Raw genomic sequence first — 15,633 nt, 5'->3', positions numbered from 1 at the left:
GCTAACAGTGGTGCTGACTGGTCCCGCCGGGAAAGAAAGAACTCCCGCTTTCATTTTGGCAGGTGAGGCTGGGGCAAATGGAGGAATTGTCTCAGCGGTTCACTTGTGGTGAATTGCCGACTGAACACGCCTGCGCTTTGCCAGCGGTTAACTGCGCTCTCTTTGGAAAAGCGCAGAAAGATGCTCGACACGAAGAAAGCTTAGCGTTGTCAACGAGGGGCCCGTCTACTAGCTTTGTAGGGAAGCCGCAACATCATGGCTGAGGGGCGGAAATTGGCGGAAATCATATATATACTCACAAACGAAGCGATGCCGGGCCTAGTGAAGATCGGCATTACAAGCGGCGACGTCTCCCAAAGAGTGAAACAACTCGATAACACTTCTACGCCGCTTCCGTTCGAATGCTTTTATGCGGCAGAGGTGATTGATGCTGCCAAGGCAGAACGCGCGATCCATACAGCTTTCGGTGACCACCGCGTTCGATCTGGTCGTGAGTTCTTTAGACTGTCACCCGATAAGCCAAAGGCTATTGTAGAGCTACTATGTATCAACGAGGTCACACCCGGAATTGAGTTGTTCACAGAGCCCGGCGATAAGGAGGCTGTAGGTGAAGCCAAAAAACGAAGGGCGAACTTTAGCTTTGCCAAGGTAGGAATAGCGCCGGGCGCCATTCTCCAATCCGTTTTTGATGACCAAATTACTTGCGTTGTAAAAGGTGAACGGTGGGTTGAATTTCGTGGACAGGAACATAGCCTATCTAGTTCAGCATTGGAGATTGCGCACGAGAAGGGTTTCGCATGGTCCGCCGTCGCAGGTCCTGACTATTGGAAATTCGAAGGGAAGACTTTGTCGGAGTGGCGAGAGGACGAATCGACCAACAGCAACGATTGAACCAGAGCGCCCCTTAAGGCTATTAATTTCTTGCCTCCCGTCGGTCACCCGGTTGAACTGGCTCGGTCGAAAGAGCCAGATTATCGATTGGTAAGGATAGCGAAGACCCAACGCCCGCCCGATCGAATCTTCGTTCGCATCTTCCCAGCGAATCGCTTCGACGGGATCAGAGACGATTGGTCGTGCGCAGTTCCGCTGCGTTGCGAAGCAAATGCGCTGGTTTAAGAGCTAGACGGCAGATTCTGCAATCAGTTCAGCTTGTCGAATTACAAGCTGCGTGGCGGTCTCTTGGGCATCCGGTGGATAGCCATACTTTGTGAGCAAGCGTCTCACGGTTCGACGCATATCCGCTCGAACAGCATCTCTCTGCGTCCAATCAAGCGTAGCCTTCCGCTTTATACTGTCGGCCAACTCTCTGGCAATTCTGCGAAGCGTCTCATCCTTCAAGACCTCACGAGCTGATTCATTATCCGAAAGCGCTTGGTAGAACGCGACCTCTTCCTCGCTCAGCCCCGTTTCATGCCCTTGTTCAATCGCAGATTTGATGGACTTAGCTAGTCCGATCAACTCCTCGATAACTTGGGCAGTCGATATGGCCCGGTTCGAATATCGAGTAAGAACGTTCTCAAGCGATTCGCGGAATGTGCGTGACTGAATGATGTTGAGGCGTTCTCGACTCTTAATTTGATCGCTCAAGAGTTTTTTTAGTGTCTCTAGCGCCAGGTTCTTTTGAGGCAACGCAGCAAGTCGATCGAGAAAAGCGTCCGAGAGAATTCCAACGTTCGTCTCTGGCAATCCCGCGACTTCAAACAAGTCAATGATACCATCTGCTCTTATTGCTCCCGAAATTACCTGTCGCACCGCAGACGAGCTTCCAACGCGCCTTTTGCTCGCCCCATCGTCAAGGCGTTTACGAATAGAAGCGCGCACGTTCTGGTAAAATGATAGATGATCGCGAACGGCATAGGTTTCGGGCCGAGGAACGGCCAGCGCAAAGGCTCTGGACAAGAGCGCCACCATGTTCATGAAACGCCCTTTGCCATTCTCCTGTGCAAGGACATAGTTGGCGCCATCCACAATCGCTCGCAGCTGCTCGGCTTCAGAACCCCGAATTAACTTGGCGTAGTCGAATCCATTGAAGAACCCTGCCAGCTCTTCAGCGTGGCGCTGCATCACAGGCACTGCTTCATCTTGGATTCGTTCGACAGGCTTTCCTTCGCCTCCGGCCTGCGTATAGGTCTGAATAGCGTCCCGAAGCTGATCGGCGATTCCTAGGTAATCGACGACAACGCCGCCAGGCTTGTCGCCAAAAACCCGATTAACGCGCGCGATGGCCTGCATGAGATTATGCCCGGCAAGAGGCTTGTCCAGGTACATCGTATGCAGAGATGGACAGTCGAAACCCGTCAACCACATATCGCAAACGATCACGAGCTTCAGGGGATCAGCGTTGTCCTTGAGGCGATTAGCCAATTTCCCACGGCGCGCTTTAGTACGCCCATGTTTTTTAGTCCTCTCGCTGCGGGCCGCATATGCTTGCTCGCTTTCATCGGGCCGTTTTCTGCCAACATTTGCATCCATCACAACCTTGATGGAGCCGAGCTCATCTTCATCGGCGTGCCAATTGGGCCGAAGAGAAATGATTGCGTCGTACAGGTCCATGCAGATGTCGCGGCTCATACACACGATCATCGCCTTGCCATCGATGACTTCAGACCTGCCTTCAAAATGGGTTACAATCTGGTTCGCAAGCGTTTCCAACCGCTCTTTCGAACCCGCAAGTTCTTCCAGCGGGACCGTTATATCGGGGTCCTCTAACGAACCGACCTCGTCCGTTTCGGCGGCTTCCGCAATCAGCCGCTCCGCTTCCGAGATTCCTCCCTCATCCGGGAGCAGCTTTATTAGCTGCATCTCGTAAAAGATTGGGACAGTAGCATTATCGTCGATGGCCTGCTTGATATCGTAGATATCGACATCTTCGCCGAAGACGCCTCGTGTTGAGCGATCGTCTCCCTCGACGGGCGTGCCGGTGAAGCCAACAAAGGTAGCGTTGGGGAGATTTTCCCGCATCCAGCGGGCGCCGCCCTTTAGGAAGCCGTACTGGCTTCTGTGCGCTTCATCGGCGAGAACGATGATGTTTGACCGCTCACTTATGGCTTCCGCGCGCTCTTCAAACTTCTGAATTGTAGTGAAGATAACACCGCCGGACGCACGATTCAGCCTTGCTGCTAAGTCTTCGCGGCTTTCCGCTTGCTCGGGAGCCTGTCGCAATAGCGCCCTTCCATCAGCAAACGTACCTAATAGCTGCCCGTCAAGATCGTTGCGGTCAGTTACGACAATGATCGTCGGGTTTTTGAGCCGTTCATCTCCGACAAGCGCGCCGGACAGCATCAGCATAGTCAGGCTTTTGCCGGAACCTTGAGTATGCCAGACAACACCGCCCCGTCCGTCGCCATTGGGCTTCAAGGCAAGCTTAATCCGCTCCCGTGTCCTTCGCACTGCACGGAACTGATGATAGCCGCCAATCTTCTTGACGATGCGGCCCGTGCGCTCGTCCTCCTCAAAGACAATGCAATTCGTCAGGTAGTCAGTCAGCGCGTCGGGACGGAACAGCCCGGTGATGACGTTCTCCAGCGTCGGCTCGCCGGGCGAACGATTATCCTTGATCGAGCGCCAAGGGGTAAACCTGTCCTGATCGGCGGTTAGGGAGCCAACCCGAGACTGGTCTCCGTCGCTAATGACGAGAATCTCGTTGAAGACAAAGAGTGCCGGTATGATGGCTTTATAATCTTGTATTTGATCGTATGCGGTCCAAAGCGCCGCATCTTCGCTTGATGGGTCTTTCAGCTCGATGACAGCAACAGGCAAACCATTCAAGAAAACAACGAGATCGGGACGACGCATAGACTCGCTGTTCTTGATCGTAAGCTGTCGTATTACCAGAAAATCATTCGCCGAAAGATTATTGCAGTCCAATAGCTTCGCTTTACTGCCGCGCGTTTCACCGTCAGGGGTTCGATACTCGACCGACACGCCATCCGTCAGTAGCCCGTGGAACCAACGATTATTCTGCTCCAGGGTCGGTTCGGGTGGACGCGACACTGTGGTCGCTGCCTGAAGGAGCGCCTCCTCAGGCAAATCGGGATTGAGCTTCCGAAGTGCTGCCTTGAGCCTCGGCACAAGCACAACATCCTCGTAACGCTCCCGCAGCGGATTATCCGCTCCCGGCGAAATTTCTGCTCCGCGCGCCGTGTGATAGCCGAGAGCTTCAAACCAACCCAGGGCAGCTTGTTCGACGATGTTCTCATTCATGCGCCACCGCCATTATCCGCTGGTTCGCCACCGGCTTTTGATGCCTCTTGCTCCTGCCTGAATGTTACGAGCGCGGCTCGATAGGCGTTATTATCCGTTCTGAATAGCGCTTCGCTCGCAATCAGCGGCGTATCGAGCACCTCAAACGGCCCAAAGTCGCTGTCGATCCATTCATCAAAATCCTTGTGATCGCCGTATCGAAGTCGGGCAAGAGGCGCTTTGCCTGACCCGTTCAAATGTGTCTTGAAGAGCAGCCCAACAACAGCATCTGTGGCGCGAGCAAGAATTTCGGCGTAGCGCGCATCTAACATTGGAGCGTAAGCATCCGAGCCATGAGCAGCCGCTCCATGCGCGTTTCGAATCTCAACTACGCCATCGATGATGCTGTTAACGCCCCGGACTAGCTTATCCGCACCGCTCTTGAGCGTCGGATCGGTGTGTCCGCCATCGTGGATCCCGAGGTGGAGGAACTTCGTCGTTTCTGCAATAAGCTTCGGGGCCTCCCAAGCGTCATCAGGTGTCTGACCTCGATCGATCAGGATGGTCTTGCAGGTAGTCTCAATCAAAGTGCGGCAGAATGAAACGGCGACGCCGGGCCTATCGGGCAAGGCGTCCTCCAGAGCTTCGACTTGCTGCCGAATAACAAGCGAATCCGGGTGGCTACCCATCAGTTCCCGGCAAGCGGTCAGGCGGAATTGATAGGCCTCATCCGCCATTATTGACCGCCGTTGCTTCGAGGGATGCGAGGTCGGGCGCTTCTAACTCACCGGATATTAGTTTGGGGAGAAGCGTGTTGCGGAGCGCTACGAGCGTAACAATCTCATTCCTATTGGCTACGATGCGCTTGAAGATGGGCTGGGTAATCTCACCAAAACTTTTAAGAAGGGCCGAGCCTGGATCAACCATCTTGTAGCCCGCGATTGAGGTATGATCGACACGCTGTCGCCCGCTCGTCCCCGTCATGTTTTTTATTGCAAACTCACGAAAGCGTTCATTTCTGGCAAGACAGTAGATGAATTCGGACGGTGTTGCCGCCTTAGGTGCCAATACAATATATTCGGTTGAGCCCCACCCGACTTCTTCTGTCCCGAGAAAATCAACTAGTGCTGTCTTCCCGTTCTCAAGGCACGGCGTGATTCTGGCGAGCAACGTGTCGCCATTTTTGAATTTCATGCCCGATGAAAATTCTCGTTGAGCCCAAGATTCGGCAGTTGGGCCGTCAGTGGGCACATCCGACATCCCCAAATAGGTGGAGAGAGAGCCTTTCCTGAGCGAACGTGTCGGATTGACATCGATTAAGTCTGCAAGAACGCAAGGAACCCAACCAGACGGTAACTCTCCTATCTCCGACGACGCGAACGAGTCCGGCAGGACATCGAACACGTCTCGCGACATGCCGCGGAAACCTATGGTTCCGGCAGCCTTAGCGCGCACAGGTTCAAAATCGACAAACCACGCTCGAAAGACTTCCTGCGCTATGGCTTCCAGCGTTCGGTTCATTCCACGCAACAAGTCAACCTTGTCATCAAGGTCACCAAGAACCTTTGCGACGCTGCGCTGCACATCGGCTGGTGCTATAACGAAAGGGCAGTCCGATAGAATGGTCGTGTTGAGATTTGCCATTGTCGCGCCACGCGCGTGTCGCACAATCCACTGTCGGACCTTTGGGTGCCCGAGGTAGTATGTAGCAAAGACAGGATTGTGCCCATTTTCCCCAAGACGGACGCGTAAGCAGCCTGTGCCGCAAAGCCATCCGTTCTCGCGATTCCTAATGAGAGCGCGACGCTCGACGTCGCCTCTTCGACTGTACACGATGTCGCCTGCGCGCACTCGGTACTTTTCGAGCCGTGCTGCGTCGCTTTCCCTAATGCGCGCTATCCCCTGCACGACAATTCTGTTGTCGCCAATGTTCGCAGGCATGATCGAAGGAATTCCATCCTCGACGTAATCCGAGGCATGCAGTTGGCTGCCGAAGGGACCAGTCTGTACATCACCTCCGCCTGCGCGACACGCCTCGCCTAGGGTCGTGTACGACCAGTCGGCGGGCAGTTGACCGAGGATCGGCTCAACTGACATAGCCAAGCGCTCCGAGATTCTTCCTAATTTCAGCAGTTAGTGTTTCAGATGCAGCGATTTGATCGCTTAGCTCTCCAACTAGCCTTTGCATCTTTTTTTCAAACGGTTCGTCATCGGCTTTGTGCGGCGCACTACCGACGTAGGTACCGGGCGTCAGAACGTAATTGTGCTTACGGATTTCCTCTAATTTAGCCGCTTTGCAGAAGCCTTTAATGTCGGCATATTCGCCTGCTCCTTTTTCACCGCGCCAAGCATGGTAGGTGCGCACGATCCGGCCAATGTCGGTTTCTGGTGGTGGGGGAACCGCCTGGTGGTTGCGTCCTGTCAGAAACCGCAACGTTCGCGTTTCCATCTGCCCCATTTCGCGGGCGTCCATGAATAAAGTCTCGGCCGCACGGTTCCGGCCGCCGCGACCTTTGTCCAAATATTTGCCCGATTTGTCGCGCGTGACGAACCAGAGGCAAACTGGAATACCCGTCGTGAGGAAGAGCTGCGGCGGCATCGCGACGATGCAGTCCACCAAGTCGGCTTCGATAATCTGCCTACGGATTTCGCCTTCTCCCCCGGTTGTTGATGATAGCGACCCATTAGCCATGACGAAGGCGGCTATGCCGCCGCCCTTGCCATTGGGCGGAGCCAGATGGTGAATAAAGTGCTGTATCCACGCATAGTTGGCGTTGCCGACCGGTGGCGTTCCATACCTCCATCTCGCGTCACTACGCAGCAGCTCACCCGACCAATCCGAAATATTGAACGGTGGGTTGGCCAGAATGTAGTCGGCCTTGAGGTCCGGATGCAGGTCACGCACGAAGCTGTCCGCTGGCTGCTCGCCAAGATTGGCCTCAATGCCTCGGATAGCTAGGTTCATATGGGCCAGACGCCACGTCGTTGGGTTTGACTCCTGTCCAAATACGGAAAGATCGCGCTTGGTGCCGCCATGTGCCTCCGCGAACCGTTCTGATTGAACGAACATGCCGCCCGAGCCGCAAGCGGGATCGTATACTCGCCCCTCATAGGGTTCGATCATCTCGACCATTAACCGGACTACCGAGCTGGGCGTAAAAAATTCGCCCCCCAGTTTGCCTTCCGCGGCAGCAAACTTTCCAAGGAAATACTCGTATACGCGGCCAAGAATGTCCTTCTTCTGCGCCTCCTTGGTGCCGACCGCGATTGAAGCGATCTGATCAATCAACCCGCCAAGCCGCTCAGGCGAAATTCCTCGTCGAGAATAGTCCCGCGATAGTTTGCCCTTTAGCTTCGGATTATCTTTTTCGATGGCGTACATCGCGTCATCGATCAGCTTACCGATGTTTGGCGTCTTGCCCTTGGCCTGTATTTCCGCCCATCGCGCTTCTGGTGGAACCCAGAAGACGTTCTCCGCCGCATATTCGTCGCGGCTTTCTAACAGCCGCTCTGCCTCGGGCCCCTTGATGCCCTCTGCGGCAAGCTCGGCCTTCAACTCTCCTCGCCGCGTCTCAAAGGCATCGGAAATATACTTTAGAAAGATTAGTCCAAGAACGACGTGCTTGTATTCGGCAGCGTCGATCGATCCCCGCAGCCTATCGGCCGCCTCCCAAAGTTCTTCGGGGTTGATTCCCAACTCATTGGCATCAATTTGGGCCACCCCATCTGGATAGGTTTCGGTACTCGCCATATCGCTAGACTTCCTCGAAGAATTATCGTCGATCTGCGGAGATCAGTACTCTTCTATCGTGCAGTGAACCCTTGCCACAAGTAGAACGATAGATGGAGTGACGTATCAGCTAGCGCCGGCAAATGATTGCATGATTATTGTTTGCCGGTAGGTACTCACCGCACCATAGCTGGAGAACGTCGTTAGTACATTCTCGTGGCCAAGGTTTTGAGACCATGCCTTGTATTCCTCTGGCGACTTGCAAACCTGTCCGCCGAGAAGTGCCAGTGTTTTTCTGAAGCTATGCGGATTGAAATACGGCAGACCGGCCGCTGGAAATGCCCCCTTGAAGATGGTCCGAATAGGACCGGCGTTGCTCCAGTGCTTGCGGTCCAAGCCCGCAGCCTCGAACTTCAGATTGTCACCCACCGCGACCTTGGTCGCGGGAAACAACGGATCATCTAGCCCCCAGAGCTTTTGGGTCCGTAGGTAGGCGACCCAATCGGCCACAACCGCCCGGATGTCGTCGCCCACCGGGAAGAAATTGGTGACAAACGACTTCGAGAACTTTGTCTGTACCTCGCGCGCATCCTGGTCGATCTTGCCTTCCATAAGGTCGATGTGTCGGAGCTTGAATGAAGCAATCGCCCCATCGCGCGCGCCAGTCAGGATCGTGAACGCAATTACCGCTCGATCCCGCCGCTCAATTTCAGTGGTCAGGGGCATAGTTCGAATGACGTGCCGAATCTGCTCCAGGGTTGGGACACGCATCGGGCGGTTCGCCTTGGCAATCCTCGTGTCCTTAGCCGACAAATTGAAGTACTCGGCATCCGAATAGGAGATTCGAGACTTGTAGCCCGGCTGCCCGGCAAGCCACAGGAAAAAGCGCCGGAGGGCCGCCAAAGTGGCGTAAAGCGTTGCCTTGCTCAACGGCTCACCGCTTCGATTGCTCCGCTGCTCGGCAATTTCTCTTTTAAATGCCTTGGCCTGCTCGATATGAAACGACTTAAAGTCCCTGTAGCGGATGAAGGCTTCAAACCGCGCGATCGCCTTCGCCACGGCGTCGATAGTCTGCTCGCTATGGCCTTGAGCTTCAGTAAGATAGGAGAAGTAGCGGCGCTTTGTGCGTTCGTTTGTGGCGTTGTAATTCTTCATCTTCGCAAGCCTCTGGCAGAGTCACAGTTCACGTTGGGCTTCACCGTATCTTCTAAGCGTGGTCCCACTAGCGTAACCGTGACTTCGAGATCGCCACGCACGGCGGCTAGATTCTGCGGGTTGACCCTGCGATAAATCATGCGGTTGCAGTCCGGACAGATGGCCTGCAGGGTGCCGACGTTGCCGGCTTGGATGCACTCGGCCATCCTGCCTGCGGGGACCTTCGGCGCGCGGCACGGAAGGCAGAAAATTCGCCCCGGCCCGCAGGCTTGTTTGGTGCGCGCACGCCGATCAGCGAGGAAGCGGCAAATTTCATCACCCCGAACTAAGGTTGGCCGCTGATCGTCGATGGGCCTGAGACCCTGTCGAAGCCAAGTCCGCACAGTGTTCTTGTGAACGGCAAAGAGACAGGAAATCTCTTCCACCGAGTAGTTGCGGTGGATTTTTGCAAGCCTCGGATTGGGGTGACGGTAGCCCATCTTTAGCGCGTGTGCGCAGCCGTCAAAGCTTGGAGAAAGCGTGCGTCGGCATCGGTCGTGTCGCGCGTGGTGCGGGACTCTAGCCACTGCTCCAAATCAGCCGGGCGGTACACCACCCGCCGCCCCAGCTTGCAATAGACCGGCCCGTTGCCGTTCAGCCGGAGCTTAGCGAGCGTACTTTCGGACAGGCCAACCATTCGCGCTGCGTCTCGCGACGGCAAGACAGTGGAGGTTTTGTCGATCTTCATCATCGCCTCGTTGTGTAAGCGCAGGAGTACCCCTGCATCACGAGGCAAATTGGTCTATCGCAGTCGGAAATTCATATTGGATTTTCCGGAAGTTGGAAAATCATACCGAATTTCCCTTTGCATCCGAGTTGTTACGGATAGCTCTAAGATGCTTTACAATAGCTTCCGTCCCCAGATAGGTCCCGTCTCTTTTTCGCAGCCCATCCAGCTTCAGTTGCGCGATTTGTTGAGCGGTCTTCGAGTCGTTGTGCTTGAGCGATGGATCAGCGCCGTACAATTTTTCGGCAGCGTGCCGAACAGTGCTTCGAGATTTCTTTCCTTGCCTTACACGGGCTGCTAACGCCAGCGGGCGACCGCTTTCCCGTCCCTCGATATGAGCGTATCCTTCAATAACGGCATCCTCGTGTAGTCTCAGCCACTGCAATTCGGTTGCAATACACCCAAGAATGAAGGCTGACGCCACGTCATGATCCAAGTCGTTGTGTCGAGTGACGATCTCTTCCATCAGCCCCTTTTTCGAGAGCCGACTGGTTATCAATCTAGCCTTGTCGATAAGGCCGACTCGGAAAGGGCTCATTCCCTCGGCTTCGAAAAATCCACGGGAATTGAGTTCGCCGATGGTCTCTCTGAGATTGGTAAGCTTTGTCGCCACATCGACTGCAAGGACAGAGTGCAATTCGGCCACGTAATTTTCGAGATTCTCACAATCGGCCGGAGAGATTTCGTAGACCGAAAATGAGGCCCCGTTGCAGCGCATGACCCTGTAGCGGATTTCCCCGCAGCAATGACACGGACCAACGTACAAATCGTAAGTCGTGTCCTCCAGTTTGATCGTTTTAACGAGTGTGGTCTCGCCTGGGGATGCAACATCCAATTCTACCGAAGGACCGCCTCTCGCCATGTTCAGCTCCGGACTGCGACTCAGCAACCTACTGTAGCGTCGCGGCGCTGGTGTCCGGCCAAATTGATGGGGTTATCCGTGGTTTCCCGGGACTTCCAAAAGTCCAATAATATTGTGGTGCTGCCCCGGTGCATCCCCCTGGCGGACGGATGTCAACCCCATGAAAATCGCGCATGATTTTCTATTTGGAATCAATGCGTTAATGGCGCGCCCGGAACGATTCGAACGTCCGACCCTCAGATTCGTAGTCTGATGCTCTATCCAGCTGAGCTACGGGCGCGTGTTTCGCGAACGGCGTTGGCGGGGCTTGCCCGCACGCATCCTCCGGACGAGGCCGGAAGGGTTCTTGAAAGAGCGCACTGACTAACCGCTCTCGCCCCCGTTGGCAAGGTCCGGGACGGGGGTTTTTGGAGCGATTTTGGGCTCTCCAGTGTCATTCCGGGGCGACGCGTTAGCGACGAGCTACGGTACGCAATTGCGCACCCGAGAATCCATAACCACCGGCAGGGGTTATGGATTCCGGGCTCGCGACTTCGTCGCGCCCCGGAATGACGGGGGCGAGGTTCGGGATTCCGGGTTCTCGCTTCGTCGAGCCCCGGAATGACGGAGTGTGGGGTTACCCGCCCCGGAAACGGTAGTCCCTACGCCCGCGCTCGCTCGTTGCGGATGGTCAGGAGTTCCACGGGGCGGTCGGGGATGACGATTCGGAAGGTGGCGCCGATGGTGCCTTCGACAAGGTGGATGTCGCCGCCATGGGCGCGGATCAGCTCGGCCGCGATGGCAAGGCCGAGGCCGCTGCCGCCGGGGCGGCCGGAAGTCTGGAACGCCTCGAACAGGTGCTGGCGGGTCTTTTCCGGCACGCCCGGTCCGGTGTCGGACACCTCCAGAATCGCGACGCCGCCTTCGCGTTTGCCGGTGATGCGGATCTGCTGCGGGCCGACCGTGCTCGCGGCGTGGCTCTCCAGCGCCTGCGCCGCGTTGCGCACGAGGTTGAGCAGCACGCGGAAGAGCTGGTCGGGGTCGGCATCGACCGACAGCCCGCGCTCGATCGCGGCGACCCAGGCGATCGAGGCGTCCGTGCCGAGGCCTGCGGTTTCGCGCACCTCGAGCACCACGGGCTCGATCGGAATCATGCGGCGATCGGGCGCGGCTTCCTGGGCGCGGCCGTAGGACAGCGTCGACTGGCAGAAGGCAATGGCACGCTCGAGCGAGCGCACGAGCTTTGGCGCAAAGCGCTGCACGCGCGGATCGGGCACGCTGGCCAACTGATCGGACAGGAGCTGCGCCGAGGCGAGAAGATTGCGCAGATCGTGGTTGATCTTGGAGACGGCGAGGCCCAACGCTGCGAGCCGGCTCTTCTGATGCAGCATCGACATCAGGTCGCGCTGCATGTCGGAGAGTTCGCGTTCGGCCACCCCGATCTCATCGCCGCGCTGGCTCGGCACGATGATTCGCGCCGAACTTTCAGGGTTTTCGTGGAAGCCGACGAGACTTGCGGTGAGCCGCCGCATCGGCCGCACGAAGAGATAATGAAGCGCGAGATAGACGAGGCCCGCGGTCAGCACCGCGATGATCAGCGCGACCACCACGACGTTGCGCGAGAAGCGATACATCGCCTGGCGCAGCGGCAATTCGTCGGTGACGATCTCGATGAATTGTGCGCTTCCAACCGCCGGGCCGACGATGCGGATCGCCTGGTTGCCGGTCTCCAGCATCATCTGGAACGAGCCGGTGATGGCCTGCCACGCCGTCATGTCGCGGAGATCAATGTCGTGGTCGATCGCCGCCGGAAGGTCCGCGCTGGCGAGCAGGCGGCGCTGCTGGCCGAGCTTGATGGCGACCGCGCGGGCGTTGATGCTTTTGAGGATCTGGCGCGCAAGCGATTCCGGAACCATGCCCGAGGGCGCGGCATCGAGCACCAGGGCCGCGGTGTTGGCCGCCGCGACACGGTCGTTGAGCCGGTTGACCCAGAAGTTGGCGATGGCGGGGACGTAGAGCAGGATCGCCGCTATCATCACCAGGGGGATGGTCAGCAGCAGAAGCTTGCCGGACAGGCCGAGCCGCCGCGGCGCGGGGCGCGTCACGTCTGATGCCGGCTGGTCCGGCGCAGGCTGAAGGTCCGTCGTCGCCACGAAATTCCCTTCACTCGCCTTTGGGTATTCAGAGGATGCGGTCCGCCCCGGAATCGGTCAAATTACGGATCGCTAATGTGATGTAGGCCCGACATGGCCGAGTCGCTATCCTTGAGGGGTGAAAACCCCGCTGAAACAGCGATATTCGCCGCCTGTGGGGCATCCGGGCACGTTGACGAAAAGGGACCGCTCGCATATAAGCCGGCCGAATTGTCCGCGATGACCCGGCCTGCCGCCGGGAGCGGCTCTTTTGGGGCCGAAAGGGTCCAGTTTGGGCCGCATCTTTACGGACGTATCCATCAATTCTACAGGCAAATTGCCCGGTCAGCGGAGAAGAACCCGTGAAGCGGACTTATCAACCCAGCAAACTGGTGCGCAAGCGCCGTCACGGTTTCCGTGCCCGTCTCGCCACCGCCGGTGGCCGCAAGGTTTTGGCCGCCCGCCGCGCCCGCGGCCGCAAGCGTCTGAGCGCCTGAGCCGGACTGACCCCCTTTCTGGGATCTCATCATGGATCGGCTGAGGCAGCGGGCGGATTTCCTCGCCGTTGCCAATGGCGCGCGGGTGAATAGCGGCGCCTTCATCGTGCAGGGGCGCGCTCGCCCCGATGACGGCCCGATCCGGATCGGCTTCACGGTCACCAAGAAGAACGGCACCGCCACCGAGCGCAACCGGATCAAGCGCAGGCTTCGCGAGCTGGTGAAGCGCCTCGATCCGGTATCGATGCATCCCCATCATGATTATGTGCTAGTGGGCCGGCGGGACGCGCTCACACGCGACTTCGCGACCATGACCGACGACCTCCGCGCGGCGCTCGGCCACATGGCGCGGCAGGGCGCCAAGGGGCGTGACATGAGGCGCGAGAAAAATCCTGCGACCAGCCGCAAACCGGATTGATGACGAGACCCCTGAGATGACCGACAACCGCAACACCATCCTCGCCGTCATTCTGTCCGGCCTCGTGCTGATCGCCTGGCAGTATTTCTACAACGTGCCGGCGATGGAGAAGCAGCGCGCCCAGCAGGCGCAGGCCGAGCTGCAGAAGGGCACGACGCCGCAGCCGACCGCGAGCTCGACGCCCGGCGCCACCCCGCAAGGAGGCACCACGCCACAGGCCGCCCCCGGCGCCAACCAGCAGGCCCAGCCGGTCGTGGCCCGCAGCGCCGCGATTGCCGCCTCGCCGCGCGTCAAGATCGACACGCCGCGCCTCACCGGCTCGATCGCGCTGAAGGGCGCACGCATCGACGATCTCGCGCTGGTGCAATACCGCGAGACGGTCGACCCGAAATCGCCGGCCATCATCCTCTATTCCCCCTCCGGCACCGCTGAACCCTATTACGCCGAATTCGGCTGGGTGGCGGCGACCGGCTCGACGGCAAAAATGCCCGACGCATCGACGGTGTGGCAGCAGGAAGGTTCCGGCGAACTGACGCCGACCTCGCCCGTGACGCTGAAATACGACAATGGCGAGGGCCTCACCTTCCGCCGCAAAATCTCAGTCGACGAGCGCTATCTCTTCACCGTCAAGGACGACGTGACCAACGTCGGCAATGCGCCGGTCACGGTCTATCCCTACGCGCTGATCTCACGCCACGGCACGCCGCAGGTCTCCGGCTACTACATCCTGCATGAAGGCCTGATCGGCTATCTCGGCGACCACGGCCTGCAGGAATACGGCTACAAGAAGATGGACGAGACCGGCCGGGTGCCCTTCAAGGCCACCAATGGCTGGCTCGGCATCACCGACAAGTACTGGGCCTCGGCGCTGCTGCCCGACACCAGCGCGCAATTGCAGGCGAGCTTCTCGTCGAACCTCAGCAACAACCTGCGCAAGTACCAGACCGACTACCTGCTCGACCCGCAGACGATCGCGATCGGCGGCACCGGCAGCGCCAATGCGCGGCTGTTCGCGGGCGCCAAGGAAGCCGGCGTCGTCGGCATCAACTTCCCCTTCACCGGGCTCGGCGGCTACAACAAGGAGCTCGGTCTCAACCATTTCGACCTGCTGATCGACTGGGGCTGGTTCTACTTCATCACCAAGCCGATGTTCCTCGGGCTCGACTTCTTCTTCCGCCTGTTCGGCAATTTCGGCATCTCGATCCTGCTCGTCACCGTGATCGTGAAGCTCCTGTTCTTCCCGCTCGCCAACAAGTCCTACGCCTCGATGGCGAAGATGAAGTCGGTGCAGCCACAATTGCAGGCGCTGAAGGAACGCTTCCCCGACGACAAGGTGAAGCAGCAGCAGGAGATGATGGAGATCTACCGCAAGGAGAAGATCAACCCGGTCGCAGGCTGCCTGCCCGTGCTGATCCAGATCCCGGTGTTCTTCTCGCTCTACAAGGTGCTGTTCGTCACCATCGAGATGCGGCACGCGCCGTTCATTGGCTGGATCAAGGATCTTTCCGCACCCGATCCGACCAATTTGTTCAACCTGTTCGGGCTGATCCCGGTCGATCCGACGCAGCTTCCGCTGTTCGGCCATTACCTGGCGCTCGGCATCTGGCCGATCGTCATGGGCATCACGATGTGGTTCCAGATGAAGCTGAACCCGACGCCACCGGATCCGACGCAGAAGATCATCTTCGACTGGATGCCGCTGATCTTCACCTTCATGCTGGCGGGCTTCCCGGCCGGACTCGTGATCTACTGGGCCTGGAACAATCTGCTCTCGGTGATCCAGCAGAGCTACATCATGCGCCGCAACGGCGTGAAGGTGGAGCTGTTCGACAATCTCAAGGCGACGTTCGCGAAGAAGGCGACGTAGCGCCGTCATTGCCGGGCGCAAATGCCTCCACATCGTCATGCCCGG

12 protein-coding genes and 1 tRNA gene are annotated in these 15,633 nt (G+C 57.8%); 4 read left to right on the top strand and 9 right to left on the bottom strand.

Annotated elements, in window-relative coordinates:
- Positions 1–255: 255 nt before the first annotated feature.
- Complete coding sequence (locus tag C2U70_RS20725) at positions 256–891, top strand: GIY-YIG nuclease family protein (RefSeq protein WP_140980273.1); 636 nt, start codon at positions 256–258, stop codon at positions 889–891.
- Positions 892–1,119: 228 nt separating this feature from the next.
- Here C2U70_RS20725 and C2U70_RS20720 read toward each other — a convergent pair whose 3' ends face one another.
- The 9 genes from C2U70_RS20720 to C2U70_RS20680 all read right to left on the bottom strand — a co-directional run bounded on the left by C2U70_RS20720 (position 1,120) and on the right by C2U70_RS20680 (position 12,827).
- Positions 1,120–4,203, bottom strand: coding sequence for a type I restriction endonuclease subunit R (locus C2U70_RS20720; protein ID WP_140980272.1), 3,084 nt, complete (start codon positions 4,201–4,203; stop codon positions 1,120–1,122).
- Entirely contained in the window at positions 4,200–4,919 is a 720-nt protein-coding gene (locus tag C2U70_RS20715) for an abortive infection family protein (RefSeq protein WP_140980271.1), read from the bottom strand. Before C2U70_RS20715 ends, C2U70_RS20720 begins: the two co-directional genes overlap by 4 nt.
- Positions 4,909–6,123 carry a restriction endonuclease subunit S gene (locus tag C2U70_RS33345; protein ID WP_246666809.1) on the bottom strand — a complete coding sequence of 405 codons (1,215 nt, stop codon included), beginning with the start codon at positions 6,121–6,123 and terminating at the stop codon, positions 4,909–4,911. Before C2U70_RS33345 ends, C2U70_RS20715 begins: the two co-directional genes overlap by 11 nt.
- Before the next feature lie 145 nt (positions 6,124–6,268).
- Positions 6,269–7,933 carry a type I restriction-modification system subunit M gene (locus tag C2U70_RS20705; RefSeq protein ID WP_140980270.1) on the bottom strand — a complete coding sequence of 555 codons (1,665 nt, stop codon included), beginning with the start codon at positions 7,931–7,933 and terminating at the stop codon, positions 6,269–6,271.
- Between the two features lie 105 nt (positions 7,934–8,038).
- Entirely contained in the window at positions 8,039–9,067 is a 1,029-nt protein-coding gene (locus C2U70_RS20700) for a tyrosine-type recombinase/integrase (RefSeq protein WP_140980269.1), read from the bottom strand.
- 481 nt (positions 9,068–9,548) lie between these two features.
- Positions 9,549–9,794, bottom strand: a complete 246-nt coding sequence (locus C2U70_RS20695) for a helix-turn-helix transcriptional regulator (RefSeq protein ID WP_140980268.1) — start codon at positions 9,792–9,794, stop codon at positions 9,549–9,551.
- A gap of 100 nt (positions 9,795–9,894) precedes the next feature.
- The gene (locus C2U70_RS20690) at positions 9,895–10,695 is read right to left on the bottom strand and encodes a hypothetical protein (RefSeq protein ID WP_140980267.1); all 801 of its coding nucleotides are present in this window, start codon (positions 10,693–10,695) and stop codon (positions 9,895–9,897) included.
- 203 nt (positions 10,696–10,898) lie between these two features.
- Positions 10,899–10,975, bottom strand: a tRNA-Arg gene (locus tag C2U70_RS20685).
- Positions 10,976–11,336: 361 nt separating this feature from the next.
- Positions 11,337–12,827 (bottom strand): ATP-binding protein, encoded by a 1,491-nt coding sequence (locus tag C2U70_RS20680; RefSeq protein WP_433960693.1) that lies wholly within the window; start codon positions 12,825–12,827, stop codon positions 11,337–11,339.
- A gap of 341 nt (positions 12,828–13,168) precedes the next feature.
- On the opposite strand from C2U70_RS20680, the gene rpmH reads away from it, so the two are divergent.
- From rpmH to yidC, 3 genes are read left to right on the top strand one after another with little or no spacing between them, the layout of a single operon-like run.
- Entirely contained in the window at positions 13,169–13,303 is a 135-nt protein-coding gene (gene rpmH / locus C2U70_RS20675) for a 50S ribosomal protein L34 (RefSeq protein ID WP_008542748.1), read from the top strand.
- Positions 13,304–13,334: 31 nt separating this feature from the next.
- Positions 13,335–13,721 (top strand): ribonuclease P protein component, encoded by a 387-nt coding sequence (gene rnpA, locus C2U70_RS20670; RefSeq protein WP_140980266.1) that lies wholly within the window; start codon positions 13,335–13,337, stop codon positions 13,719–13,721.
- A gap of 16 nt (positions 13,722–13,737) precedes the next feature.
- Positions 13,738–15,588 carry a membrane protein insertase YidC gene (gene yidC, locus C2U70_RS20665; protein WP_140980265.1) on the top strand — a complete coding sequence of 617 codons (1,851 nt, stop codon included), beginning with the start codon at positions 13,738–13,740 and terminating at the stop codon, positions 15,586–15,588.
- Positions 15,589–15,633: the final 45 nt, after the last annotated feature.

It is taken from the genome of Bradyrhizobium guangdongense (assembly GCF_006483445.1).
Taxonomy (GTDB): Bacteria; Pseudomonadota; Alphaproteobacteria; order Rhizobiales; family Xanthobacteraceae; genus Bradyrhizobium; species Bradyrhizobium guangdongense_A.
Note: the sequence above shows the minus strand (reverse complement) of the source record. Positions and strands in the feature narration are given on the sequence as shown.

Excerpts from the sequence above, each read along its gene's own strand:
- C2U70_RS20725 (WP_140980273.1), top strand. The coding sequence starts at position 256 with ATGGCTGAGGGGCGGAAATTGGCGGAAATCATATATATACTCACAAAC.
- C2U70_RS20720 (WP_140980272.1), bottom strand. The coding sequence starts at position 4,203 with ATGAATGAGAACATCGTCGAACAAGCTGCCCTGGGTTGGTTTGAAGCT.
- C2U70_RS20695 (WP_140980268.1), bottom strand. The coding sequence starts at position 9,794 with ATGAAGATCGACAAAACCTCCACTGTCTTGCCGTCGCGAGACGCAGCG.
- C2U70_RS33345 (WP_246666809.1), bottom strand. The coding sequence starts at position 6,123 with ATGCCTGCGAACATTGGCGACAACAGAATTGTCGTGCAGGGGATAGCG.
- C2U70_RS20700 (WP_140980269.1), bottom strand. The coding sequence starts at position 9,067 with ATGAAGAATTACAACGCCACAAACGAACGCACAAAGCGCCGCTACTTC.
- yidC (WP_140980265.1), top strand. The coding sequence starts at position 13,738 with ATGACCGACAACCGCAACACCATCCTCGCCGTCATTCTGTCCGGCCTC.
- C2U70_RS20705 (WP_140980270.1), bottom strand. The coding sequence starts at position 7,933 with ATGGCGAGTACCGAAACCTATCCAGATGGGGTGGCCCAAATTGATGCC.
- rnpA (WP_140980266.1), top strand. The coding sequence starts at position 13,335 with ATGGATCGGCTGAGGCAGCGGGCGGATTTCCTCGCCGTTGCCAATGGC.
- C2U70_RS20715 (WP_140980271.1), bottom strand. The coding sequence starts at position 4,919 with ATGGCGGATGAGGCCTATCAATTCCGCCTGACCGCTTGCCGGGAACTG.
- C2U70_RS20690 (WP_140980267.1), bottom strand. The coding sequence starts at position 10,695 with ATGGCGAGAGGCGGTCCTTCGGTAGAATTGGATGTTGCATCCCCAGGC.